This window comes from Burkholderia pyrrocinia (genome assembly GCF_022809715.1).
GTDB lineage: Bacteria > Pseudomonadota > Gammaproteobacteria > Burkholderiales > Burkholderiaceae > Burkholderia > Burkholderia pyrrocinia_C.
Genome location: NZ_CP094459.1, coordinates 878,192 through 896,854 on the forward strand (window position 1 = coordinate 878,192; position 18,663 = coordinate 896,854).

Annotated in this window: 11 protein-coding genes and 2 pseudogenes; 8 read left to right on the plus strand and 5 right to left on the minus strand. The window is 62.0% G+C overall.

Annotated elements, in window-relative coordinates; all coding sequences use genetic code 11:
* The first annotated feature begins 10 nt into the window (after positions 1-10).
* A complete protein-coding gene (locus tag MRS60_RS04075; protein WP_243565251.1) occupies positions 11-1,795 on the plus strand; it encodes a glycosyltransferase family 4 protein in 1,785 nt (594 codons plus the stop codon).
* The gene (locus MRS60_RS04080; RefSeq protein WP_243565252.1) at positions 1,792-4,191 is read left to right on the plus strand and encodes a glycosyltransferase family 4 protein; all 2,400 of its coding nucleotides are present in this window, start codon (positions 1,792-1,794) and stop codon (positions 4,189-4,191) included. Before MRS60_RS04075 ends, MRS60_RS04080 begins: the two co-directional genes overlap by 4 nt.
* Positions 4,192-4,306: 115 nt before the next feature.
* Here the strand turns inward: MRS60_RS04080 and MRS60_RS35125 are convergent.
* The 4 genes and pseudogenes from MRS60_RS35125 to gmd all read right to left on the minus strand — a co-directional run.
* Positions 4,307-4,428, minus strand: a pseudogene (locus MRS60_RS35125) (IS3-like element ISBvi3 family transposase); the annotation flags it as partial.
* Between the two features lie 151 nt (positions 4,429-4,579).
* Positions 4,580-5,704 (minus strand): acyltransferase family protein, encoded by a 1,125-nt coding sequence (locus tag MRS60_RS04085; protein ID WP_243565253.1) that lies wholly within the window; start codon positions 5,702-5,704, stop codon positions 4,580-4,582.
* Between the two features lie 229 nt (positions 5,705-5,933).
* Positions 5,934-6,830 carry an NAD-dependent epimerase/dehydratase family protein gene (locus tag MRS60_RS04090; RefSeq protein ID WP_243565254.1) on the minus strand — a complete coding sequence of 299 codons (897 nt, stop codon included), beginning with the start codon at positions 6,828-6,830 and terminating at the stop codon, positions 5,934-5,936.
* 6 nt (positions 6,831-6,836) lie between these two features.
* Entirely contained in the window at positions 6,837-7,871 is a 1,035-nt protein-coding gene (gene gmd / locus MRS60_RS04095) for a GDP-mannose 4,6-dehydratase (protein WP_152863488.1), read from the minus strand.
* Between the two features lie 318 nt (positions 7,872-8,189).
* On the opposite strand from gmd, the gene MRS60_RS04100 reads away from it, so the two are divergent.
* From MRS60_RS04100 to MRS60_RS04120, 5 genes are all read left to right on the plus strand, one after another.
* Positions 8,190-9,035, plus strand: a complete 846-nt coding sequence (locus MRS60_RS04100) for a glycosyltransferase family 2 protein (RefSeq protein ID WP_243565255.1) — start codon at positions 8,190-8,192, stop codon at positions 9,033-9,035.
* Entirely contained in the window at positions 9,032-9,997 is a 966-nt protein-coding gene (locus tag MRS60_RS04105; protein ID WP_243565256.1) for a UDP-glucose 4-epimerase family protein, read from the plus strand. Before MRS60_RS04100 ends, MRS60_RS04105 begins: the two co-directional genes overlap by 4 nt.
* A 5-nt stretch (positions 9,998-10,002) precedes the next feature.
* Positions 10,003-11,019: an MraY family glycosyltransferase gene (locus tag MRS60_RS04110; RefSeq protein WP_243565257.1), complete on the plus strand. Its 1,017-nt coding sequence runs from the start codon at positions 10,003-10,005 to the stop codon at positions 11,017-11,019.
* A gap of 12 nt (positions 11,020-11,031) precedes the next feature.
* Positions 11,032-12,912 carry a polysaccharide biosynthesis protein gene (locus tag MRS60_RS04115; protein ID WP_243565258.1) on the plus strand — a complete coding sequence of 627 codons (1,881 nt, stop codon included), beginning with the start codon at positions 11,032-11,034 and terminating at the stop codon, positions 12,910-12,912.
* A gap of 338 nt (positions 12,913-13,250) precedes the next feature.
* Positions 13,251-15,614 carry a protease pro-enzyme activation domain-containing protein gene (locus tag MRS60_RS04120; RefSeq protein ID WP_243565259.1) on the plus strand — a complete coding sequence of 788 codons (2,364 nt, stop codon included), beginning with the start codon at positions 13,251-13,253 and terminating at the stop codon, positions 15,612-15,614.
* 217 nt (positions 15,615-15,831) lie between these two features.
* Here MRS60_RS04120 and MRS60_RS35130 read toward each other — a convergent pair.
* Positions 15,832-16,097: pseudogene (locus MRS60_RS35130) on the minus strand (glycosyl transferase); the annotation flags it as partial.
* A 119-nt stretch (positions 16,098-16,216) separates the two neighbouring features.
* Between MRS60_RS35130 and MRS60_RS04130 the strand changes: the two are divergent.
* A complete protein-coding gene (locus MRS60_RS04130; RefSeq protein ID WP_243565260.1) occupies positions 16,217-18,586 on the plus strand; it encodes a protease pro-enzyme activation domain-containing protein in 2,370 nt (789 codons plus the stop codon).
* The last annotated feature ends 77 nt before the right edge of the window (positions 18,587-18,663 follow it).

An 18,663-nucleotide genomic window follows, 5' to 3' on the forward strand; every position in this document is an offset into this window, starting at 1 on the left:
GGAAGCCGGCGTGCTGAATCGCAACCGGCATGTGTACCCGTCATTAGAAGATCCAATCGTGCTTTCAGATATCAAGAAGCGCCGCAGGCGAATCCTTATCGTCAGCAATCTATTTCCGCCGCACGTGTTGGGCGGCGCGGAGGTCGTGGCTCGGCGACAGGCGCTCGGCCTTGCGGCGAGCGGTTGCGACGTGGTCGTATTTGCGGGAAGAATTGCGGAAAACGCAGATGCCCGGGGACGTCTCGATCGGGAGGACGACGAAGGGATGGTGGTGTGGCGCACCAGCGTGACATCGTTCGAAGCCAACGACAATTTCAGGAACGACCGCGTCGCTGAGCACTTCAGGGCCATATTGAATTCGGAGCAGCCAGACCTGGTCCACTTTCACAATATGGCCGGTCTCGGGATGCATCTCATTCCATTGGCGCGTCGCCGAGGCATTCCGGTGGTGGTCACGCTCCATGACCTGTGGGGGGTTTGCTACCGCGGCACGAAGCTTCGCGACGACGGTTCGATCTGCGGCAACACGGAAGAGTGCGGAACCCATTGCAGCGCATCGATTCGCCCGCATGATCTGGCGCACCCGGTGCCGATGCGTTTGCGGCGTGATTATGTCACCTGGTGTCTCGGGCACGCTTCGGCGCTCGTGTCGCCGAGCGTTTCCCTCGCCGACGCATACGTGCAAGCGGGCGCGGCCCAGCGCGAGCGAACCTTCGTGATTTCGAACGGCATCGATCTTCGCCCGTTTCGGGAGATGAAGCGCGTGCCTTCTGCGGCGACCCGCTTTCTGTGCGTCGCCTACATGGGGGAGCACAAGGGGATTCCCGATCTCATCGAAGCGGCGAAACGTCTGGCTGGTGACGTGTCGTTGAAAGGGCGCTGGTCGCTCACCATCGCGGGTGACGGCCACTTGCTCGAAGACGTCAGGCGTCAGATTGCCGAATTGGGGCTCAGCGAGACCGTCCAGTGCCTGGGGCGCGTGCCGCGCGACCGGATCATTGAATTGATGAGCGCCAGCGACGTGATCGTGTTGCCTTCGCGGTGGCCCGAGAACGAGCCTGTATCGCTTCTCGAGGCGATGGCGGCGGGGATGGCGCAACTGGCGACGGACGTGGGCGGCATCGGCGCGTTGATCGAGCCGGGAAAGACGGGGACGCTCGTGCCGCCATCGGCTCCGGACCGGCTTGCCGAAGCGATGCAGGCATACATCGACGCCCCCGAGCGCGCGCGCGAAGAGGGCCAAAGGAACGTGGCTCGTCGCGAAGGATATGCGGAAGAAGCCGCAGTCGCGCGCTTGCTCGACGTCTATGAGGACGTGCTGGCGAATCCGCGCTCATTGCCCGGCGAACCGGTGGTGCTGTGCGCGGGTGGCGCGCCGGGCAGTGAAATCGTCGATGCGGTGCAGTCGCTCCATCGGACGGAAGACGAGGTCGGCGCAGGGCGACGCGTGCGCTTGCTGTGGCACGACTGGTTGCCGGCGGACGCGTGGGCCGACGCTGCCGCCTTCTGGAACTGGAGCGAGGACATCGAGTTTGCGGCGGCATTGCAGGCCATCCGATGGGGATTGCCGATCATTGTCTCCGCCGAATGCAAACCCCTGGCGATGGTAGGACAGATGTTCGGTGGCGTTCGTGCCGTCGAGTCCGATGCCGACGTCCGGGGCGCGCTGGCAAGCGTCGCGGTCGATCCTGCGGCATTGCCTCGTGCGTGGAATTCGCGAGGCGCCGCCGACATGCTTGCGGCAATCGCGCCGCAAGCGTCCTTCCATATCCCTTGCCCGGACATTTGGCCATGAATTCGACGAAAGTAGATCAGGTACGGAGGCGCCACTTCGTTATCTGTAACGAGCGCCTGTTGCCGCGCTTCGGGGTGGATCGTCTCCTGTTGGTGCTGGGCCAAAGCCTGGTGCGGCAAGGACATCTTGTTACGTTCGTGTGCCTGCGATGTGACGAGGCCGCAGTTCGACAGGTTTCGCCCGCGTTGCAGGTATGGGACGACGTCGGGCGTCTGTCGATCGTGTCCGCGGAGGAGCGCGCGGCCGAGCATTTGCGTGAACGCTGGAATCAGATGTTTGCCGAGCAGGGGCCCGATGTTGTCATCGTTGGCGGCTGGCCCTTTTTCTCGGCTGCGTCGGTTTGTGCCGAGCGCGGCGCCAAGTCCGTCTTCATCGACGCCGGCGCGGTTCCTCAGGACGGCATGCCGGAGGGCGCGCTGCCGACGCAGCGCGAACTGCGGCGCATCCGGGCGCGCGAACTCCCCCGATTCAGCGCAGTCTTGCCGATAAGCGCGTTCATTCGCGAAACCCAGACCCTGCCGGACAGGGGAAGCGCAGAGGGCGTGGAGACGATCCTGCTTGGCGCCGATCACCTTCAGAGCTCCCTGTTTGGCGCGCCTGACGGCGGTCATGTCGATGACGAGGCATTGAGTCGCGTACGGACGCTCGTCGCGACCGGCTACAAGCCGGTGATGCTGCTTGGGCGTTTCGAGGCATTGGGCTACAAGAATGGCCCGGTCGGTCTGCAGGTATTCGAACGTATCCACGAGAGCGTTCCTGAAGCAAGGCTGCTGGTGCTGGCGCGCGAGGGAGAATTCGCGGTGCCCGAGAAAATCGCCGATGCGGTCGTATTTCTCGGTTTCGTCGGTGATGCCGCGCTCAACGAGATCATGCGCCAGTGCGAATTGGGCATGACCGTGTCGCTCTGGGAAGGCTTTAATTTGCCATTGGCGGAAATGCAGTGGTTGAGTCGGCCGGTACTTGCATTCAGCCTGGGCGCCCACCCGGAGGTCATTGCGGATCCATGGCAACTCTGTGGTCAACCGGACGACATGGTTTACAAGGCCGTGCGCATTTTGAGGCAGGGCGTTCCGTCTCATCTGACCGAGGCGCGGTTCGAGCGGTTTCGCGCGTCCTTTGGTTGGAAAGCGACACTTGACAAATATTTGTCGGCACTGGCGCGCATTGCGGATCAGCCGGTGGGCGAAATGCGTCCTGCGGAATCCGCAGCGACGGAAACGCCGAGGCTGGTGCTGGTGGATTGCAGTAATTCTTCGATCGATCCTGCCAACCCCGGCGTGATTCGCGTCACACGACGTTTGTGCCGAGCGCTTCAGGGTTCAGCCGGGGTGATGCCGGTATTCGTGCGCTGGGATCCGGGCATCGAAGGCTATCGACTGCTCACCGATGGCGAGGGGGAAACGTTGGCGGCCTACGACGGACCTGTGCACATCTCGTTGCGAGACGTGTTCGGAACTGTCGAAAATTGCCTGAAGGTGTTCGGTAACGGTGAAGGTAAGGTTGCGCCCGTATTCTTTTTCCCCGAGGTCGTGCTGGACGGTACGGTCCACAAGCGGGTTTTATGGGCGCGCGCGCGAAATTTCGTTGTCAGTGGCATTTTGTACGATGTCATCCCGATTTCGCATCCCCCGTTTTGTGCGCGAGAGGTCGTCGAGAAGTTTCCCGGCTATCTGGAAGCACTGGCTTCGTTCGATGCCATCTGGTCAATTTCGCGCGAGAGTCTCAAGGAGTTCCAGGGTTATGCCGCGCGGGTCGGACTTCCATGCCCGTCGGGAGACGCCGTTTATCTGCCCGGCCAGTTCGGCGCCAGGCCGCGTGTGCAGGCATTCGCCGACGAGCCCGGTGACGGGGTGTTGACGATCCTCTGTGTCTGCAGCATCGAACCTCGCAAGAACCACCGTACATTGGTGGAGGCCTATCGGTTGCTGCGAGCGCGTCGCCCGGATCTGCCGTTGCAACTCGTTCTGGTCGGTCATCGTTTCGCCGAAGCGGACGACCTGATTGCATGGCTCCAGCATATGATGGAGGAAGATCCAAGTATCAAATGGACCGGCTTGCTGACTGATGAGGCGCTCGCCGATGAGTTTCGTCGCGCCGCCTTTACCGTCTATCCGTCGATTGTGGAGGGCTACGGGTTGCCGATCATGGAGAGCCTTTGGATGGGCACACCCAGTCTGTGCCATTCCGAGGGGGTCATGGCCGAACTCGCGGAAGGGGGCGGTTGCATGACCGTGAACATGCTTGACGAACATGCGCTTGCAACGGCGATGGAGCAGCTGGTCGCGCAGCCGGAGTTGCGTCGCCGCCTGACGCGAGATGCGCTCGATCGCAAGATCTTCGGTTGGGCCGATTATGGCTCGGCAATCGAGGCACGAATCGCGGAGTGCGTCGGCTAAGGCGTTGATCTACCTTGATGGTCGGGGCTGGGGCAAGCGACGCTCGTCGTCGCTCTGCGCAGCGTCGACCACGGGCTGGGTGACCCCGCCTTGTTTTCACGTACAGCAACTCATGCGCGATCGACCTGGCCTCTTGATTGACGGGGGTGTGGTGGTCGATCGAGGTATGCAGGCGTTGCCGATTGTAATAACCGTCAACCCAATGACGAAATCCAGGCGGGCTTGAGGGCACGTTTCCTGGAATCGCGAACGGCGGCGTGGGGAAGATAGCAGCGCTGGATCGGCATGCTCGTCTCCGTCGCACGCATACCGATCTGGAAAGCGCTTCTGCAGAATTATCGCAGCGTGCTCTGCTGGAGAGTCGATTCGGCGCGTTCCGTATCCGGAGTCATTGCATGTTGTTTGTCGTCTTGATGCTGTTTCCAAACAAGACGCCACAAATCTTCTCCGAAGTGAATTTCCCGAGCCTTATGCTTGGTGTCTCGACGTATTTGTGCATTAGTGCGGCAATCGGGATCGTGAGCACGGGGGTCAGGATTCCAATGACAATGCCGGAGGCGAGATAGTGCTCTCGGAAGCCGTTTCCGGTGAGTCGGTCAGCCCAATGTTCGAGCAGTTCGAGGCCCAGCGGATGCAGCAGGTAGAGACTGAATGAAATATCTCCGAGGAACTGAGATACCGGCAGATTGAAGAAGCGCTTTGGCCAGGTATCCTTGTCTTCGGATATCAGGGCGATAAGCAGGAACGCAGTAATTCCCTGGAAGATGACGACATTGGGCGAATCGTATTGAGTAAACAAGGCACCGTAGATCATCAGCAGCATGACGATCGAAGCGTTCACACCTGGTACGTCCTTGGCCAGTTGCTTTCCGAAATTGGTGCAAGTGAGGAAGCCCAGTGCAAAAAGAAACGCATACGTCGAAAAATATGGCAGAAAGCCGAGAATCGGGCTGTCTTTGAATAGCAGGAGCAGGGCAAGCAGGATGACGAGCGCCTGAGCGCCATGTTTTCTGTAAGACCATGCGGCGATCAAGATCAGCGGGGCAGCCAATAGTTCGACAATCAATGTCCAGGCCACGCCGTACATCGTGATCTTGGTCAACGTCGCGTTGACCAGGACGAGGTGCAGGTCCGGCCCCATCCCCCAACCCGCGAATCTATCCATGACGAAGAACATGAGCACATAGGCGGCGAGTGCTACCCAGAGCGGGGGATAGATGCGGAGAATTCGCTTGATCATAAAATCGATTGAACTCTCGGGGATGCTTTTCCGAGACCGCATTAGCGACTCGAGCAATACTTTACCGCTCAACACAAAAAAGATGACGACGGCGAGGCTTCCGTTGAAAGTCGATACGAGCAACTTGGTGGCAACGGCATGGGCGGAGGTTTGCGCCTGCATGGGCAGCATCAGTGCTTCGTGAGCGGCTTTCGACGGAATATTGATGCCGTGATAAATCGCCACCGATAACGCTGCCCAACCTCTGAGACCATCAAGTTGTGTGTTTCTCATTTCGATCCTGCGGATGCCTGAAGTTTTCCCGGGGCGGTGCGTATGTCGTCGCGCCCGCGATCACCGGGCAGTTCAAGGGACGGGCGCCAACGTCGCGCTCCGGCCGGCCGACGTCGGCCTTGGCCGGGAAGCGCCGAAGGCTGGATGGCGCGGGACCACAACGAGGCATGCCGGGACGGAGCCACGGGATGCGGCTCACGCCCTTGTCGACGCCGGAACCCTTACCGGATTATCCCGGTGAATTCTCGAGCATCCATGCCAGCGTCGTCTTCAACGGAATGGGTTGGACGCGTCCGATCGCTCGCTCGAGCTCCGTGCAATTTCCGATCAGCTTGAAAACCTCGTTTTCTCGCACGAACTGCGGGTTGACGCATATCTCCGGAGCCTGTCCGGTCAACTCCTGCATGATGGACAGAACATCGTGAAGTGAATGTCCGACACCGGAGCAAACGTTGAATGTGCGTCCGGCAAAATCGCCTTCAATCAGCCGGCGGTACGCGGACACCACCGAGCGAACATCCGAGAAATCGCGCACGACGTGTAGATTGCCCAACTCGATTCGGGGTGCCTTGTCGCGGAAATGGCGAACGATCTTCGGCAGCACGAATTTGTCGTCCTGTCCGGCGCCCGTGTAATTGAACGGTCTTGCGACGATGATCGGAAGCTTTCCCGCCCACATCCGCGCAACCAGTTCCATCGCGTACTTGCTGATCGCGTAATCGTTTACCGGCGCTGGCGGGACGTTTTCATCGAGTATTTCCCGATCGCTGTTGCCATAGACGTTGGCACTGCTCGCGAGCAATACCGACCGCGGGCGGCACCCGGCATGCTCGAGCGCATCGAGCAGGTTGCGGGTGCCGACGACGTTGGTCTGGTAGATCCCCCCGACGTCGCCATGTTGCACGAATGCGATCGCCGCAAGATGCACGACCGCGTCGGGTTTTTCTGCGGACAGCGTCTGGGCAAGGCCTTCGCGGTCGAGCAGATCACATACGTGCGCTCGCCATGGAATATCCACTTTCTTCGACCGAACGACACCACACACGTCGTGGCCGAATTGAGTCAACTCTTCCGCCAGGTAGCGGCCGGTAAATCCATCCAGCCCTGTTACGAAGACTTTTGCCATGCTTGCTTAAAAGGAGAACCCGGCTTCGTTCCGGCGAATATCCGCCTCGACCATCATCTGGCAAAGCTGCTCAAGCGTCGTTTTCGGCTCCCAGCCGAGTTCCTCGCGCGCCTTGGCCGGATCGCCGATCAGCAAATCGACTTCGGCCGGCCGGTAGAACTTCGGGCTGATCCTGACGATCGTCTTGCCTGACCGCGCGTCGACACCGGTTTCCTGTTCGCCGCTACCTTGCCAGGCAAGCTCGAAGCCCGCCGCTTGGGCAGCCATGGACACGAAGTCGCGAACGGTCTCGGTGCGATTCGTTGCGAGCACGTACGTATCGGGGCGTTCGGCCTGGAGCATGCGCCACATGCCTTCGACGTACTCCTTCGCGTACCCCCAATCGCGCTTGGCGTCGAGGTTGCCGAGTTCCAGCACGTCGAGTTTGCCGAGGCGAATCTTTGCAAGGCTGTCCGTGATCTTGCGCGTGACGAATTCCCGCCCGCGCAGAGGCGATTCGTGATTGAACAGGATGCCGCTGGCACCGAAGATGTTGTAGCTTTCGCGGTAATTGACCGTCATCCAGTGTGCATAAAGCTTGGCGACACCGTACGGGCTGCGGGGATAGAACGGGGTGGTTTCCGTCTGCGGGACGGCTTGGACCTTGCCGAACATCTCGGACGTGCTGGCCTGGTAGAAGCGAATCGCAGGATTGACGATTCGAATTGCTTCGAGCAGGTTCAGCGCACCAAGGCCGGTGATCTGCGCGGTGGTCGTGGGTTGGTCGAACGAGACGCCGACGAAACTTTGCGCCGCGAGGTTATAGACTTCCGTTGCTTGCGTGGTTTGAAGCAGGCGGATGCTGGATCCCAGATCGGTCAAATCGTATTCGACGAGGTGAAGCTGGGGATGGCCGGCAACGCCGATTTCTTCGATCCGCCAAGTGTTCACCGAACTCGTACGGCGATAAGTGCCATACACGGTATAGCCTTTCTCAAGGAGAAGCTGTGCGAGGTAAGCCCCATCCTGGCCTGTAATGCCGGTGATAATTGCAACAGTCATTTGATATTCGGTTGGTTCGTGTATTAAGGTTTCGGTACGCCGCTACATACCGGAGCGCGTACCTGCTTCGGGAACGCGTCGGGTCGACAGCAGCGACCGGCGCTCGCCTGCGACAGGACAGTGAATGTCCGGCCGGCAGCATCGGACGAATTCTATCACCCAAGAAGCGCTGTTCCGCGGCGATGGGCCGGCGAAGGTTACAATTGGCGCGCGCGCCCGCGTGATCCGGAGCCGGAACCCGGGTCACATCGGTCTGCAACGAATCCCTGATATCTCTAACGTTGGCCAATCCAACGCCAGCGCGCAATCGAAGCCTGCATGAACCATACAAGCGCGTCGCCTCCCTCCAATTGCGGACTGTCGGTTTCCCTCGTCGTCTATAAACCCGATCTCGCCTTGCTCGAGCAGACGCTCGCGAGCCTGGGGGCCGCGTGCGAGCGCATGCGTGCCGTCTCGGCGGGGCGCCCGGTCGAATTGTTCCTGGTCGACAATGGCGGCCTTGGCGACGTGCGCGTGATGACCGATCGGCTGCGTGAGCATGGCATCGATTGCCGGTTGCTGACGGGGCACGGCAACATAGGTTACGGTCGCGGTCACAATCTCGCCATCAGGCAAACTACCGGGCGCTTCCATCTGATACTGAACCCGGACATCGATCTGGACCTGCAAGCGCTCGCTATCGGCTGCGAATTCTTCGACACGTCCCCCGATACCGGTTTGGTGGCGCCGTGGATCGGCCACGACACGGGCGATCAGCAATATCTCTGTCGCCGCTATCCAGCGTTGCTCGACCTGCTCGTCCGCGGTTTCCTGCCCGCACGCATGCGCCGATGGTTTGCCGGTCGTCTTGCAAACTACGAAATGCGCGACGTCATCAACGACCGCGATATCGTCTGGGATCCGCCCATCGTCAGCGGCTGCTTCATGCTGTTCCGCACCGACGTCCTGAAGAAACTGGGCGGTTTCGACCCGCGCTACTTCCTGTACTTCGAAGACTACGATCTCAGCCTGCGCACCCATGACGTCGCCCGCGTCGCCTACGTCCCGTCGGTCCGCGTGATCCATCACGGCGGCGGTGCTTCCCGCAAGGGCTTCGCGCACATCCGCATGTTCGCCGCGTCGGCCTTCAAGTTCTACAACCGCTTCGGCTGGAGGCTGTGGTGAGTCATCTCGTCGTCACCGGCGCGAACGGCTTCGTCGGCCGTGCCGTCTGCCGTCGCGCGCTGGATGCCGGGCACACCGTCACCGCACTGGTGCGTCATCCGGGCGGATGCGTCGACGGCGTGCGCGAATGGGTGCACGGCGGCGCCGATTTCGATGGCCTCGACGAAGGATGGCCTACCGACCTGGCCGCCGATTGCGTCATTCATCTGGCCGCCCGCGTGCACGTGATGCGCGACGAGTCGCCCGATCCCGACGCCGCGTTCGATGCCACCAACGTCACGGGCACCCTGCGTCTCGCCGAGGCGGCGCGCAATCACGGCGTACGCCGCATCGTGTTCGCGAGCAGTATCAAGGCGGTCGGCGAGGGTGACGGCGGCGTGCCGATGTCGGAAGCTTTCGAACCTGATCCACAGGATGCATACGGCCGTTCGAAGCTGCGCGCGGAGCGGCAACTCGCGCAGTTCGGCGCGTCGGCGGGGCTCGACGTCGTAGTCGTTCGTCCGCCACTCGTCTACGGCCCGGCTGTGCGCGCCAATTTCCTGCGGATGATGGACGCGGTCGCGCGCGGTATGCCGCTGCCGCTCGGTTCCGTCTCCGCGCGCCGCAGCATCGTCTACGTCGAAAACCTCGCCGATGCGCTGCTGCGTTGTGCATTCGACCCGCGCGCGGCCGGCGAATGCTTCCACGTCGCCGACGACGACGCGCCGTCGGTCACGGGCCTGCTGCGTCTCGTCGGCGACGCGCTCGGTAGGCCGGCGCGGCTGATCGCGGTACCGCCGACCTTCTTGCATGTGCTCGGAAAGCTGACCGGCCGCCGCGCGGCGATCGATCGCCTGACGGGCAGCCTTCAACTCGATACCGGCCGGATCAAGCGCGTGCTCGACTGGCATCCGCCCTATACGACCCGCCAGGGCCTCGAAGCGACCGCCGCATGGTATCGTTCGCGCGATACACAACAATAGTCGACATGCATTTCCCGATTTCCACATGGCCTGCTGCGGTCGTGGTGGCGCTGGCCGCCGCCATCGCATCGACGGCCATCCTGCGCATGCTGCTCGCGACCGGCCTCGCCTGGCGCCTCGCCACCGACATTCCGAACGACCGTTCGCTCCATTCGCTGCCGACGCCGCGCGTCGGCGGATGGGGTATCGTGCCGGTATGCATCGTCGCGTTGTTGACGCTGGCGCCGCGACTGTGGCTGATCGCCATCGCCGCCGCGGGGCTGGCCGCGATGTCGCAGATCGACGACCGGCGCGGGCTGCCGGCCCGCGTGAGGTTCTCGGCACACCTCGCGGCAGTCGTCGCGCTGATCGTCGCCTTTCCGGCCGACGCACCGTGGTGGCTGCTCGTTGGTGTGGGTTTCGCGATGGTCTGGCTGACGAACCTGTACAACTTCATGGATGGCGCCGACGGCCTCGCGGGCGGCATGGCGCTGTTCGGTTTCGGCGGGTACGCGGTCGCGGCGCTGAATGGCGCGCAGGCGTCGCCCGATCTCGTCGTAGCGGGCGCGGCGGTCGCCGGCGCGGCGCTGGGCTTCCTGCTGCTCAATTTCCACCCGGCCAAGCTGTTCCTCGGCGACGCCGGCTCGATTCCGCTCGGATTCCTGGCCGGCGCGCTCGGCTACTGGGGCTGGCGCACCGGTGCCTGGCCGATCTGGTTCCCGGCGCTGGTGTTCGCGCCCTTTATTGCTGACGCATCTGTAACACTTTTGAGACGCCTGTTACGCGGAGAAAAGTTCTGGCAGGCACACCGCGAGCACTATTATCAAAGGATGGTCCGATCGGGCGTAGGTCACGGTCGGACCGCTTTTTATTGGTACCTCATCATGCTCGCGGGCATAATTGTCGCCGTGTGGGCAAAGGGCCGCCCCGAACTGCAGCAATGGCTGTCGTTCTTCGCATGGTATGGCGTCCTGGCATGGTTCGGATGGTTGATCGACATGCGTTGGCGCCGGTTTCAGTCGGCCGCCGAAAACAACTCTTGAGGTTTCCCGCCGATGTTGCGATCCAAGGCATCTTGGCTGTCACTGAGTGCTTTCTTGTTCGACCTGACGGCGGTTGTCGCCGCATGGTTGTTCGCTTATCTCGTTCGTTTCAATGGCAGCGTTCCGCATGATTTCCTGAGCGGCGCGCTGACGGCGCTGACGTGGGTGCTGCCCGTCTACGCGCTGATGTTCCACGGGTTCGGCCTGTATCGCGGGCTGTGGGTGTTCGCGAGCCTGCCCGACCTGATGCGCATCGCGAAGGCGGTGGTCGGCGGCGGCGTGATCGTGATGATCGGCGCCGTGATGTTCCAGCCGATTCCGATCATTCCACGCTCGGTACTGCTTGTGTCGCCGCTGATGCTGTTCCTGGCGATGGGCGGCGCGCGTGCGCTGTATCGCGCGACGAAGGAGTACTACCTGTACGGCGGTCTGGTCGGGAAGGGCAAGCCCGTGCTGGTGCTCGGCGCTGGCACCGCCGGTGCGAGTCTCGCGCGCGAACTGTCGCGCTCCGGCGAATGGCGCCTCGTCGGCCTGCTTGACGACGACGTCACGAAGCAGGGCCGCGAAATCTACGGCTACAAGGTGCTGGGCTCGTTCAACGACCTGAAGCACTGGACCGACGCGATGAAGGTCGAGTACGCGATCATCGCGATTCCGTCGGCGTCGGTCGAGGTGCAGCGTCGCGTCGCGACGCTGTGCGTGCGTGCCGGCGTGAAGGCGATGGTGCTGCCTTCGCTGACCGCGCTGATGCCGGGGCAGGGCTTCCTGTCGCAGGTGCGGAACATCGATCTCGAGGATCTGCTCGGCCGTGACGCCGTGACGATCGACACGCCGCACGTCGAGGCGCTGCTGCGCGGCCGCGTCGTGATGGTGACGGGCGCGGGCGGCTCGATCGGCTCCGAGCTGTGCCGGCAGATCCTGCGCTTCGCGCCGGCGCAGCTTGTGGCGTTCGACCTGTCCGAGTACGCGATGTACCGGCTGACCGAGGAGCTGCGCGAACGCTTCCCCGACCTGCCGGTCCTGCCAATTATCGGCGACGCGAAGGATTCGCTGCTGCTCGACCAGGTGATGTCGCGCCATGCACCGCATATCGTGTTCCATGCAGCCGCCTACAAGCACGTGCCGCTGATGGAGGAGCACAACGCCTGGCAGGCGCTGCGCAACAACGTGCTCGGCACGTATCGCGTGGCTCGCGCGGCGATCCGCCATGACGTGCGTCACTTCGTGCTGATCTCGACCGACAAGGCCGTCAATCCGACCAACGTGATGGGCGCGAGCAAGCGTCTGGCCGAAATGGCTTGCCAGGCGTTGCAGCAGACGAGCGGGCGCACGCAGTTCGAGACCGTGCGCTTCGGTAACGTGCTCGGCAGCGCGGGCAGCGTGATCCCGAAGTTCCAGCAGCAGATCGCGAAGGGCGGCCCGGTGACGGTCACGCACCCGGAGATCACGCGTTTCTTCATGACGATCCCGGAAGCGTCGCAGCTCGTGCTGCAGGCGTCGAGCATGGGGCATGGCGGCGAGATCTTCATTCTCGACATGGGAGAGCCGGTGAAGATCGTCGATCTCGCGCGCGACCTGATCCGCCTGTACGGTTTCTCGGAAGAACAGATCCGCATCGAGTTCACCGGGCTGCGGCCGGGCGAGAAGCTCTACGAGGAGCTGCTCGCGGACGACGAGGCCACGACGCGCACGCCTCATCCGAAACTGCGGATCGCGCGGGCGCGCGAAGTGCCGGACAACCTGCTCGATGAATTGCTGCCGTGGCTGATGCAGCACCGCGTGCTGTCCGACGACGAGGTGCGGCGCGATTTGCGGCGCTGGGTGCCGGAATATCAGACAGCGATTGCGCCGGTGCTGCAGAGCGTGCCGAAGCGGGCGGTTTCCGGCGAGTGATCGAATCGAGGGGTTGTCGCACATAGCCGAAACCAGGTGTTTCGCGAAATCTATGCCGTTCAGTAGAAGTACTGGACGGCATTTTTGTTTGTGGGGTATGCCGGCCCCTTGATTGCATGTCCCCTACAGGATTTGCGCGGCGACATTATTCGAATCAAGGCATGGCTTAAGCCGTTCGCGTCCGCGTGCCGAGCTTATTTGACTGTTGGCTGATTCCTGCATATGTTTTATCAGCGGAATTGAGTTTGGCGAGAACGCCAATTAACGATCGGATGCTGCAATAAAAAGAGGGGTTGCGAAAAATTTAAATAAATAATCAAAAAACAGAGGCCATTCCGATGAAGACCGAGCACATTGCCAGATCGGTGATCGCGGCACTTGCGGTGTTCGCGCTTGCAAGCTGCGGGGGCGGCGACAGCCCGACGGCAGTCACCGAGCAGGCGTACAAGTTGTCGGAACTGCGGGCCGCAGGCAATGTTGTGGGTTTGGCGCCGTTGAGTGCCACGACGCTCGTCCATGTCGCGCTGGTACTCAAGCTCAACAACGAAATCGCATTGGATGGATTCCTGCAGCAAGCAAGGACTCGTGGCAGCGCCAATTTCGGAGCCGTGCTGAGCTCGGCGCAGGTCGCCGCGCAGTACGCTCCCACGGCCGAGCAGGTCGCGACCGTGAAGGCCTACCTGCGAAGTAATGGCTTCACTAACATCAAAGCAGCCGGAAACAACATGATCGTCGAAGCCGATGCCCCGGCCAATGTGGTATCCGGCGTGTTCAGGACGACGCTGGTGCCGGTCGCGATGGCGGATGGCAGCCGGACGCATGTCAACCTCACCGCCGAGACGATGCCCGATCCGATCAGCGGTGTCGTCCAATCGGTTTTAGGACTGGATACAGCGACCCGCTTGCATACGCACAGCGTCCGGGTTCCGCTCGCGGGAGGTGCGCAAAGTGCAAGCGCGCCGTTGGCAGCAGCGGCAGTCACGGTAGGTCATAACCCAACGGCTTTTCCTGGCATCTATTCCGTCGGCAGTGCTCCGACGGCCCGCAACATCACGGTGGGGATCATCGCCGAAGGAAACCTGACACAGCCGCTTATCGACCTGACTACCTTCGAAAGCAACAACCGGCTGCCCGCGGTACCCGTCTCGGTTCTCAATGCCGGGATACCAAGCGCCGACACGAGCGCGAACGTGGAGTGGTCTCTCGATAGCCAGAGCATTGTCGGAATGTCCGGCGGCCTCAAACAACTCACTTTCTACGTTGCGTCATCGTTCTCGTGGATTGATATGGCTTCGGCCATCAATCTGGCGGTGGCAGACAATACCGCCCGGGTCATCAACATGTCCATTGGCGGATGCGAGAACCGGGCACCAACGGCATCGGTCGATGTGCTGCTCAAACTCGCTGTAGCGCAAGGACAGACTTTCTCGATCAGCTCGGGGGATTCCGGCAGCGTTGCCTACGGCTGTTCCGGCACCTCGGTGGAATACCCGGCAAGCTCTCCCTATGTCGTAGCCGTGGGCGGCACAAGCCTGTACACGAACGCGAACGGAAGCTACGCCGGTGAGACGGCCTGGGACGGTAGTGGTGGCGGCATCAGCGTCGTGGAGCCCATTCCCGCCTGGCAGGCGAACGTATCCCAACTCAATGGGCGAGCCTATCGGGGCGTCCCGGATCTTGCGTTCGATGCCGATCCCTACAGCGGTGCGCTGGTCATTGTCGGCGGACAACTGCAGACCGTGGGAGGAACAAGCCTGGCCGCGCCGCTGTTTGCGGCAACCTGGGCGCGCATGCTCTCCGGCTCTTGCGTGACGAACCTGGGATTCGCCGCGCCCACCTTGTACAGCTTTCAAGCAACTACCCCGGCCATCTTCCGCGATGTCACCTACGGGACGAACGGCGCATACAGCGCCGGCCCGGGATGGGACTTCGTGACAGGTTGGGGCACGCCGAATATCAGCGTGTTGCATTCGGCAATATGCGCGCCGACGTCGCCCATCTACGGCGGTATCGTCAATGAAGGTACGACACTGAACCCGGGACAAACACTGTACTCGCCGTCCAGGAACCATGAACTCGTCATGCAGTACGACGGCAACCTCGTGCTTTACAACACGACCAATGGCGCTGCGGCGTGGAATTCAGGAACTTCCGGAAACGCCGCCGCCTATGCGGTCTTCCAGCCTGACGGCAACTTTGTGGTCTACAGCGCGAGTGGCAAGGCGCTCTGGTTCTCGTCGACCAATGGCACGCCTCGTGATCAATACCTGGCCGTTCAGGACGACGGCAACATGGTGATCTACGAATCAGATATACCGATATTTTCCACCGCGACCGCTACGACGGGATACTTCAACTCGTCGAGCGGCCCTGCCGTCTGGAAGGACGGCGTCACCATCAGCAACGGCCAGAGCTTTGCTTCAGGCAACGGCGCAAACGTGCTGGTCATGCAGGGCGACGGCAATTTGGTACTGCTTCGCCAGGGTGTTCCGCAGTGGAATTCCGGTACGTTCGGTCATGCGGGCGCATATGCCACGATGCAAACGGATGGCAATCTGGTCGTCTACAGTTCGACGCACACGCCGCTCTGGTATTCCAACACCAGTGGAAATCCGGGCGCAGTCACCTACGTTCAGGACGACGGTAACGTCGTGATCTATACGCAAGTGCCGCACTGGAGCAGCAATACTGCGGGAAGCTAGTGTTCCGTTCGTTGCGTGGGCGGGCCTTGAGGCACCGTAAACCGCCGGCGTCGGTTGGCGACAGGCCGTATGGCGGCCGGAAGACCGCTAAATTCCCGCGCCGCGTCTTCCTCACCACCATCCACCGCGGCACCCTGAACCGCACGATGCTGAGATAAAGCTACATATAGGTCAGCGGGAACAGCACGACGAACACGAACAGGAGCACCGTGTGCCGCCAGAACAGCGTCGCGGGTATCACCGCGACGAGGCACAGCAGCCGCGCGCGCGGCGACACGCGCTTGGTCAGGTCCTCGACGAGGTCGGACAGGAACGCCGGCAGCCCGCAGGCGGCGATGCCCAGAATGCTGCCGGGCGATCGTCGGATAGCGCCGCGACAAGATCAGCGCGGCAATGACGACCCCGGCGAGGCATTCCGATGCCTCCAACGCGCGGCACGGGCCGCACGTGGAATATCTGCACGCCGGGCGCATGGCTCGATACGTCAGCGTCATTTGACTGTCGGCCGATTTCTGCACATGTTTTCCTCAAGATTGCCGTGCGATTGCCGTAAAGAACGATGTGAAAAACTGAATAAAAAATCTACGTTCGATACCAATCCGATGAAAGCAGAACATATTGCTAGGGGAATGGGCGCGGCACTCATGGTGCTCGCGCTTGCAGGCTGCGGCGGCGGCGATGACGCAAGTCCGGCGGTGGCCACGGCGCAGGCCGGCAAACTGTCGGCGCTGCGAGTCACAGGAAACGCGGTGAGCGCGGCGCCGATGAGCGCAACGGCGCCGGTCCATGTTGCGCTGGTGCTCAAGCTGAATGACGAAGCCGGGTTGAACCGCTTTCTGCAGCAAGCGCGAACGCCCGGCAGCGCCAGCTTCGGGGCCGTGCTGACGTCCGCGCAGATTGCCGCGCAGTACGCGCCCACTGCAGGCCAGGTCGCCACCGTGAAGGCCTATTTGGGAAGTAAGGGCTTCACGAACATCAAGGTGGCCGACAACAACATGATCGTCGAAGCCGATGCCCCGGCCGGCGTGATATCCGGCGTGTTCCAGACGTCGCTCGTTCCGGTCGCGATGGCGGACGGCACCAGCACGCATATCAATACCGCCCCGGAGACGATGCCCGATGCGATCAGCGGGGTCGTTCAAGGGGTTCTCGGGCTCGATACCGCGACTCGCCTGCGTCCGAATTTCGTGCGCGCTTCCAATGCGGGCGTTGCGCCGACCGCCAATGCGTCGCCGACTACTTCCGCGGTCACGGTGGGTCACAACCCGACGGACTTTCCCGGCATCTATTCCGTCGGCAGCACCCCGACGGCTGCCAACACCACGGTCGGCATCATTGCCGAAGGAGACGTGACGCAGCCTGTCATCGACTTGGCGACGTTCGTGAGCAACAACCATCTGCCCGCCGTACCCGTTTCGGTGATCCGTGTCGGGCTACCGAGCGCGGACACGAGCGCGAACGTCGAATGGTCGCTCGATAGCCAGACCATCGTCGGGATGTCCGGCGGCGTCAAGCAGCTCAATTTCTACGTTGCGTCATCGCTTGCCTGGAGCGATATGGCGCTTGCAATCAATCGCGCCGTGATCGACAACACCGCCCGGGTCATCAACATGTCGATCGGCGGTTGCGAGAACTGGGCGCCGACGGCGGCCATCGACACGCTGTTCCAGCTCGCCGTCGCGCAGGGGCAGACTTTCGCGGTCAGTTCCGGGGATTCAGGCAGCGTGGCGTACGGCTGCACCGGCACGTCGGTGCAATATCCGGCGACGTCCCCGTATGTCGTGGCCGTTGGGGGTACCACGCTCTATACGAACGGGAACGGCAGCTACGCGGGCGAGACGGCCTGGGACTCCAGCGGGGGCGGCATCAGTGGCATCGAGCCGATTCCATCGTGGCAGTCGAACGTTCCGGCGCTCAAGGGGCGCGCTTTTCGGGGCATGCCGGACCTTGCGTTCGATGCCGATCCGAACAGCGGCGAAGCAGTCATCGTGGGAGGACAACTCGAGATAGTGGGCGGGACGAGCCTGTCCGCGCCGCTGTTTGCCGCGACCTGGGCGCGCATGCTGTCCGGTGCCTGCGCGACGAATCTCGGTTTCGCGGCGCCCACGCTGTATAGCACTAAAACCACGACCCCATCGAGCTTTCGCGATATCACCAACGGTTCGAATGGCGCATACAGTGCGGGTTCGGGATGGGATTTCGTGACCGGCTGGGGCACGCCGAACGTCAGCGTGCTGTATTCCGCGATATGCGTTCCGACGGCCCCGATCTACGGCGGCGTGATCAACGAAGGTACGATGCTCAAGCCGGGGCAAGTCGTGTATTCGGCTTCCAAAAGCCATGAGCTGGTCATGCAATACGACGGCAACCTCGTGCTTTACAACACGACTAATGGCGCCGCGGTGTGGAGTTCCCGCACGTACGGAAACGCCGGAGCGTATGCCGTGTTTCAGGCCGATGGCAATTTCGTGGTCTACGGCGCGAGCGGCAACGCGCTGTGGTACTCGGCGACCGGCGGGGCGTCCTACGGTCAGTCTCTTGCCGTGCAGGACGACGGCAACATGGTGATCTACCGATCGTCCGTGCCGGTATTTGCCACATCGACCGCTGCCAGCGGATATACGAACTCCACGAGCGGCCCGGCCGTCTGGAAGGGCGGCATTGCCCTCAGCAGCGGCCAAGGTTTTATTTCAGGCAATGGCGCGAACGTGCTGGTCATGCAGGGCGACGGCAATTTGGTGCTGCTTCGCCAGGGCGTTGCGCAGTGGAGTTCGGGTACCTACAATCATCCGGGCGCCTTTGCGGTGATGCAACCGGACGGCAATCTGGTCGTCTACAGTTCGACAGGGACGCCGCTCTGGTATTCCGGTACGAGTGGATATCCCGGTGGAGCCACTTACGTTCAGGACGACGGTAACGTCGTGATCTATACGCAACTGCCGCGTTGGAGCACGAATACCGCGGGGGCCTAGTATTCCGCTCGTCGATTCGCGGCCGCATCGCCACGGTCCCGTCAGCAACGGCGGGCCGTGCGAACCGGCGACGCACC

Bases quoted from the DNA above. Each gene is read 5' to 3' on its own strand.
- MRS60_RS04120 (WP_243565259.1), top strand. From the start codon at position 13,251: ATGAAGACCGAGCACATTGCCAGATCGGTGATCGCGGCACTTGCGGTG.
- MRS60_RS04085 (WP_243565253.1), bottom strand. From the start codon at position 5,704: ATGAGAAACACACAACTTGATGGTCTCAGAGGTTGGGCAGCGTTATCG.
- MRS60_RS04110 (WP_243565257.1), top strand. From the start codon at position 10,003: ATGCATTTCCCGATTTCCACATGGCCTGCTGCGGTCGTGGTGGCGCTG.
- MRS60_RS04130 (WP_243565260.1), top strand. From the start codon at position 16,217: ATGAAAGCAGAACATATTGCTAGGGGAATGGGCGCGGCACTCATGGTG.
- MRS60_RS04100 (WP_243565255.1), top strand. From the start codon at position 8,190: ATGAACCATACAAGCGCGTCGCCTCCCTCCAATTGCGGACTGTCGGTT.
- MRS60_RS04090 (WP_243565254.1), bottom strand. From the start codon at position 6,830: ATGGCAAAAGTCTTCGTAACAGGGCTGGATGGATTTACCGGCCGCTAC.
- MRS60_RS04115 (WP_243565258.1), top strand. From the start codon at position 11,032: ATGTTGCGATCCAAGGCATCTTGGCTGTCACTGAGTGCTTTCTTGTTC.
- MRS60_RS04080 (WP_243565252.1), top strand. From the start codon at position 1,792: ATGAATTCGACGAAAGTAGATCAGGTACGGAGGCGCCACTTCGTTATC.
- gmd (WP_152863488.1), bottom strand. From the start codon at position 7,871: ATGACTGTTGCAATTATCACCGGCATTACAGGCCAGGATGGGGCTTAC.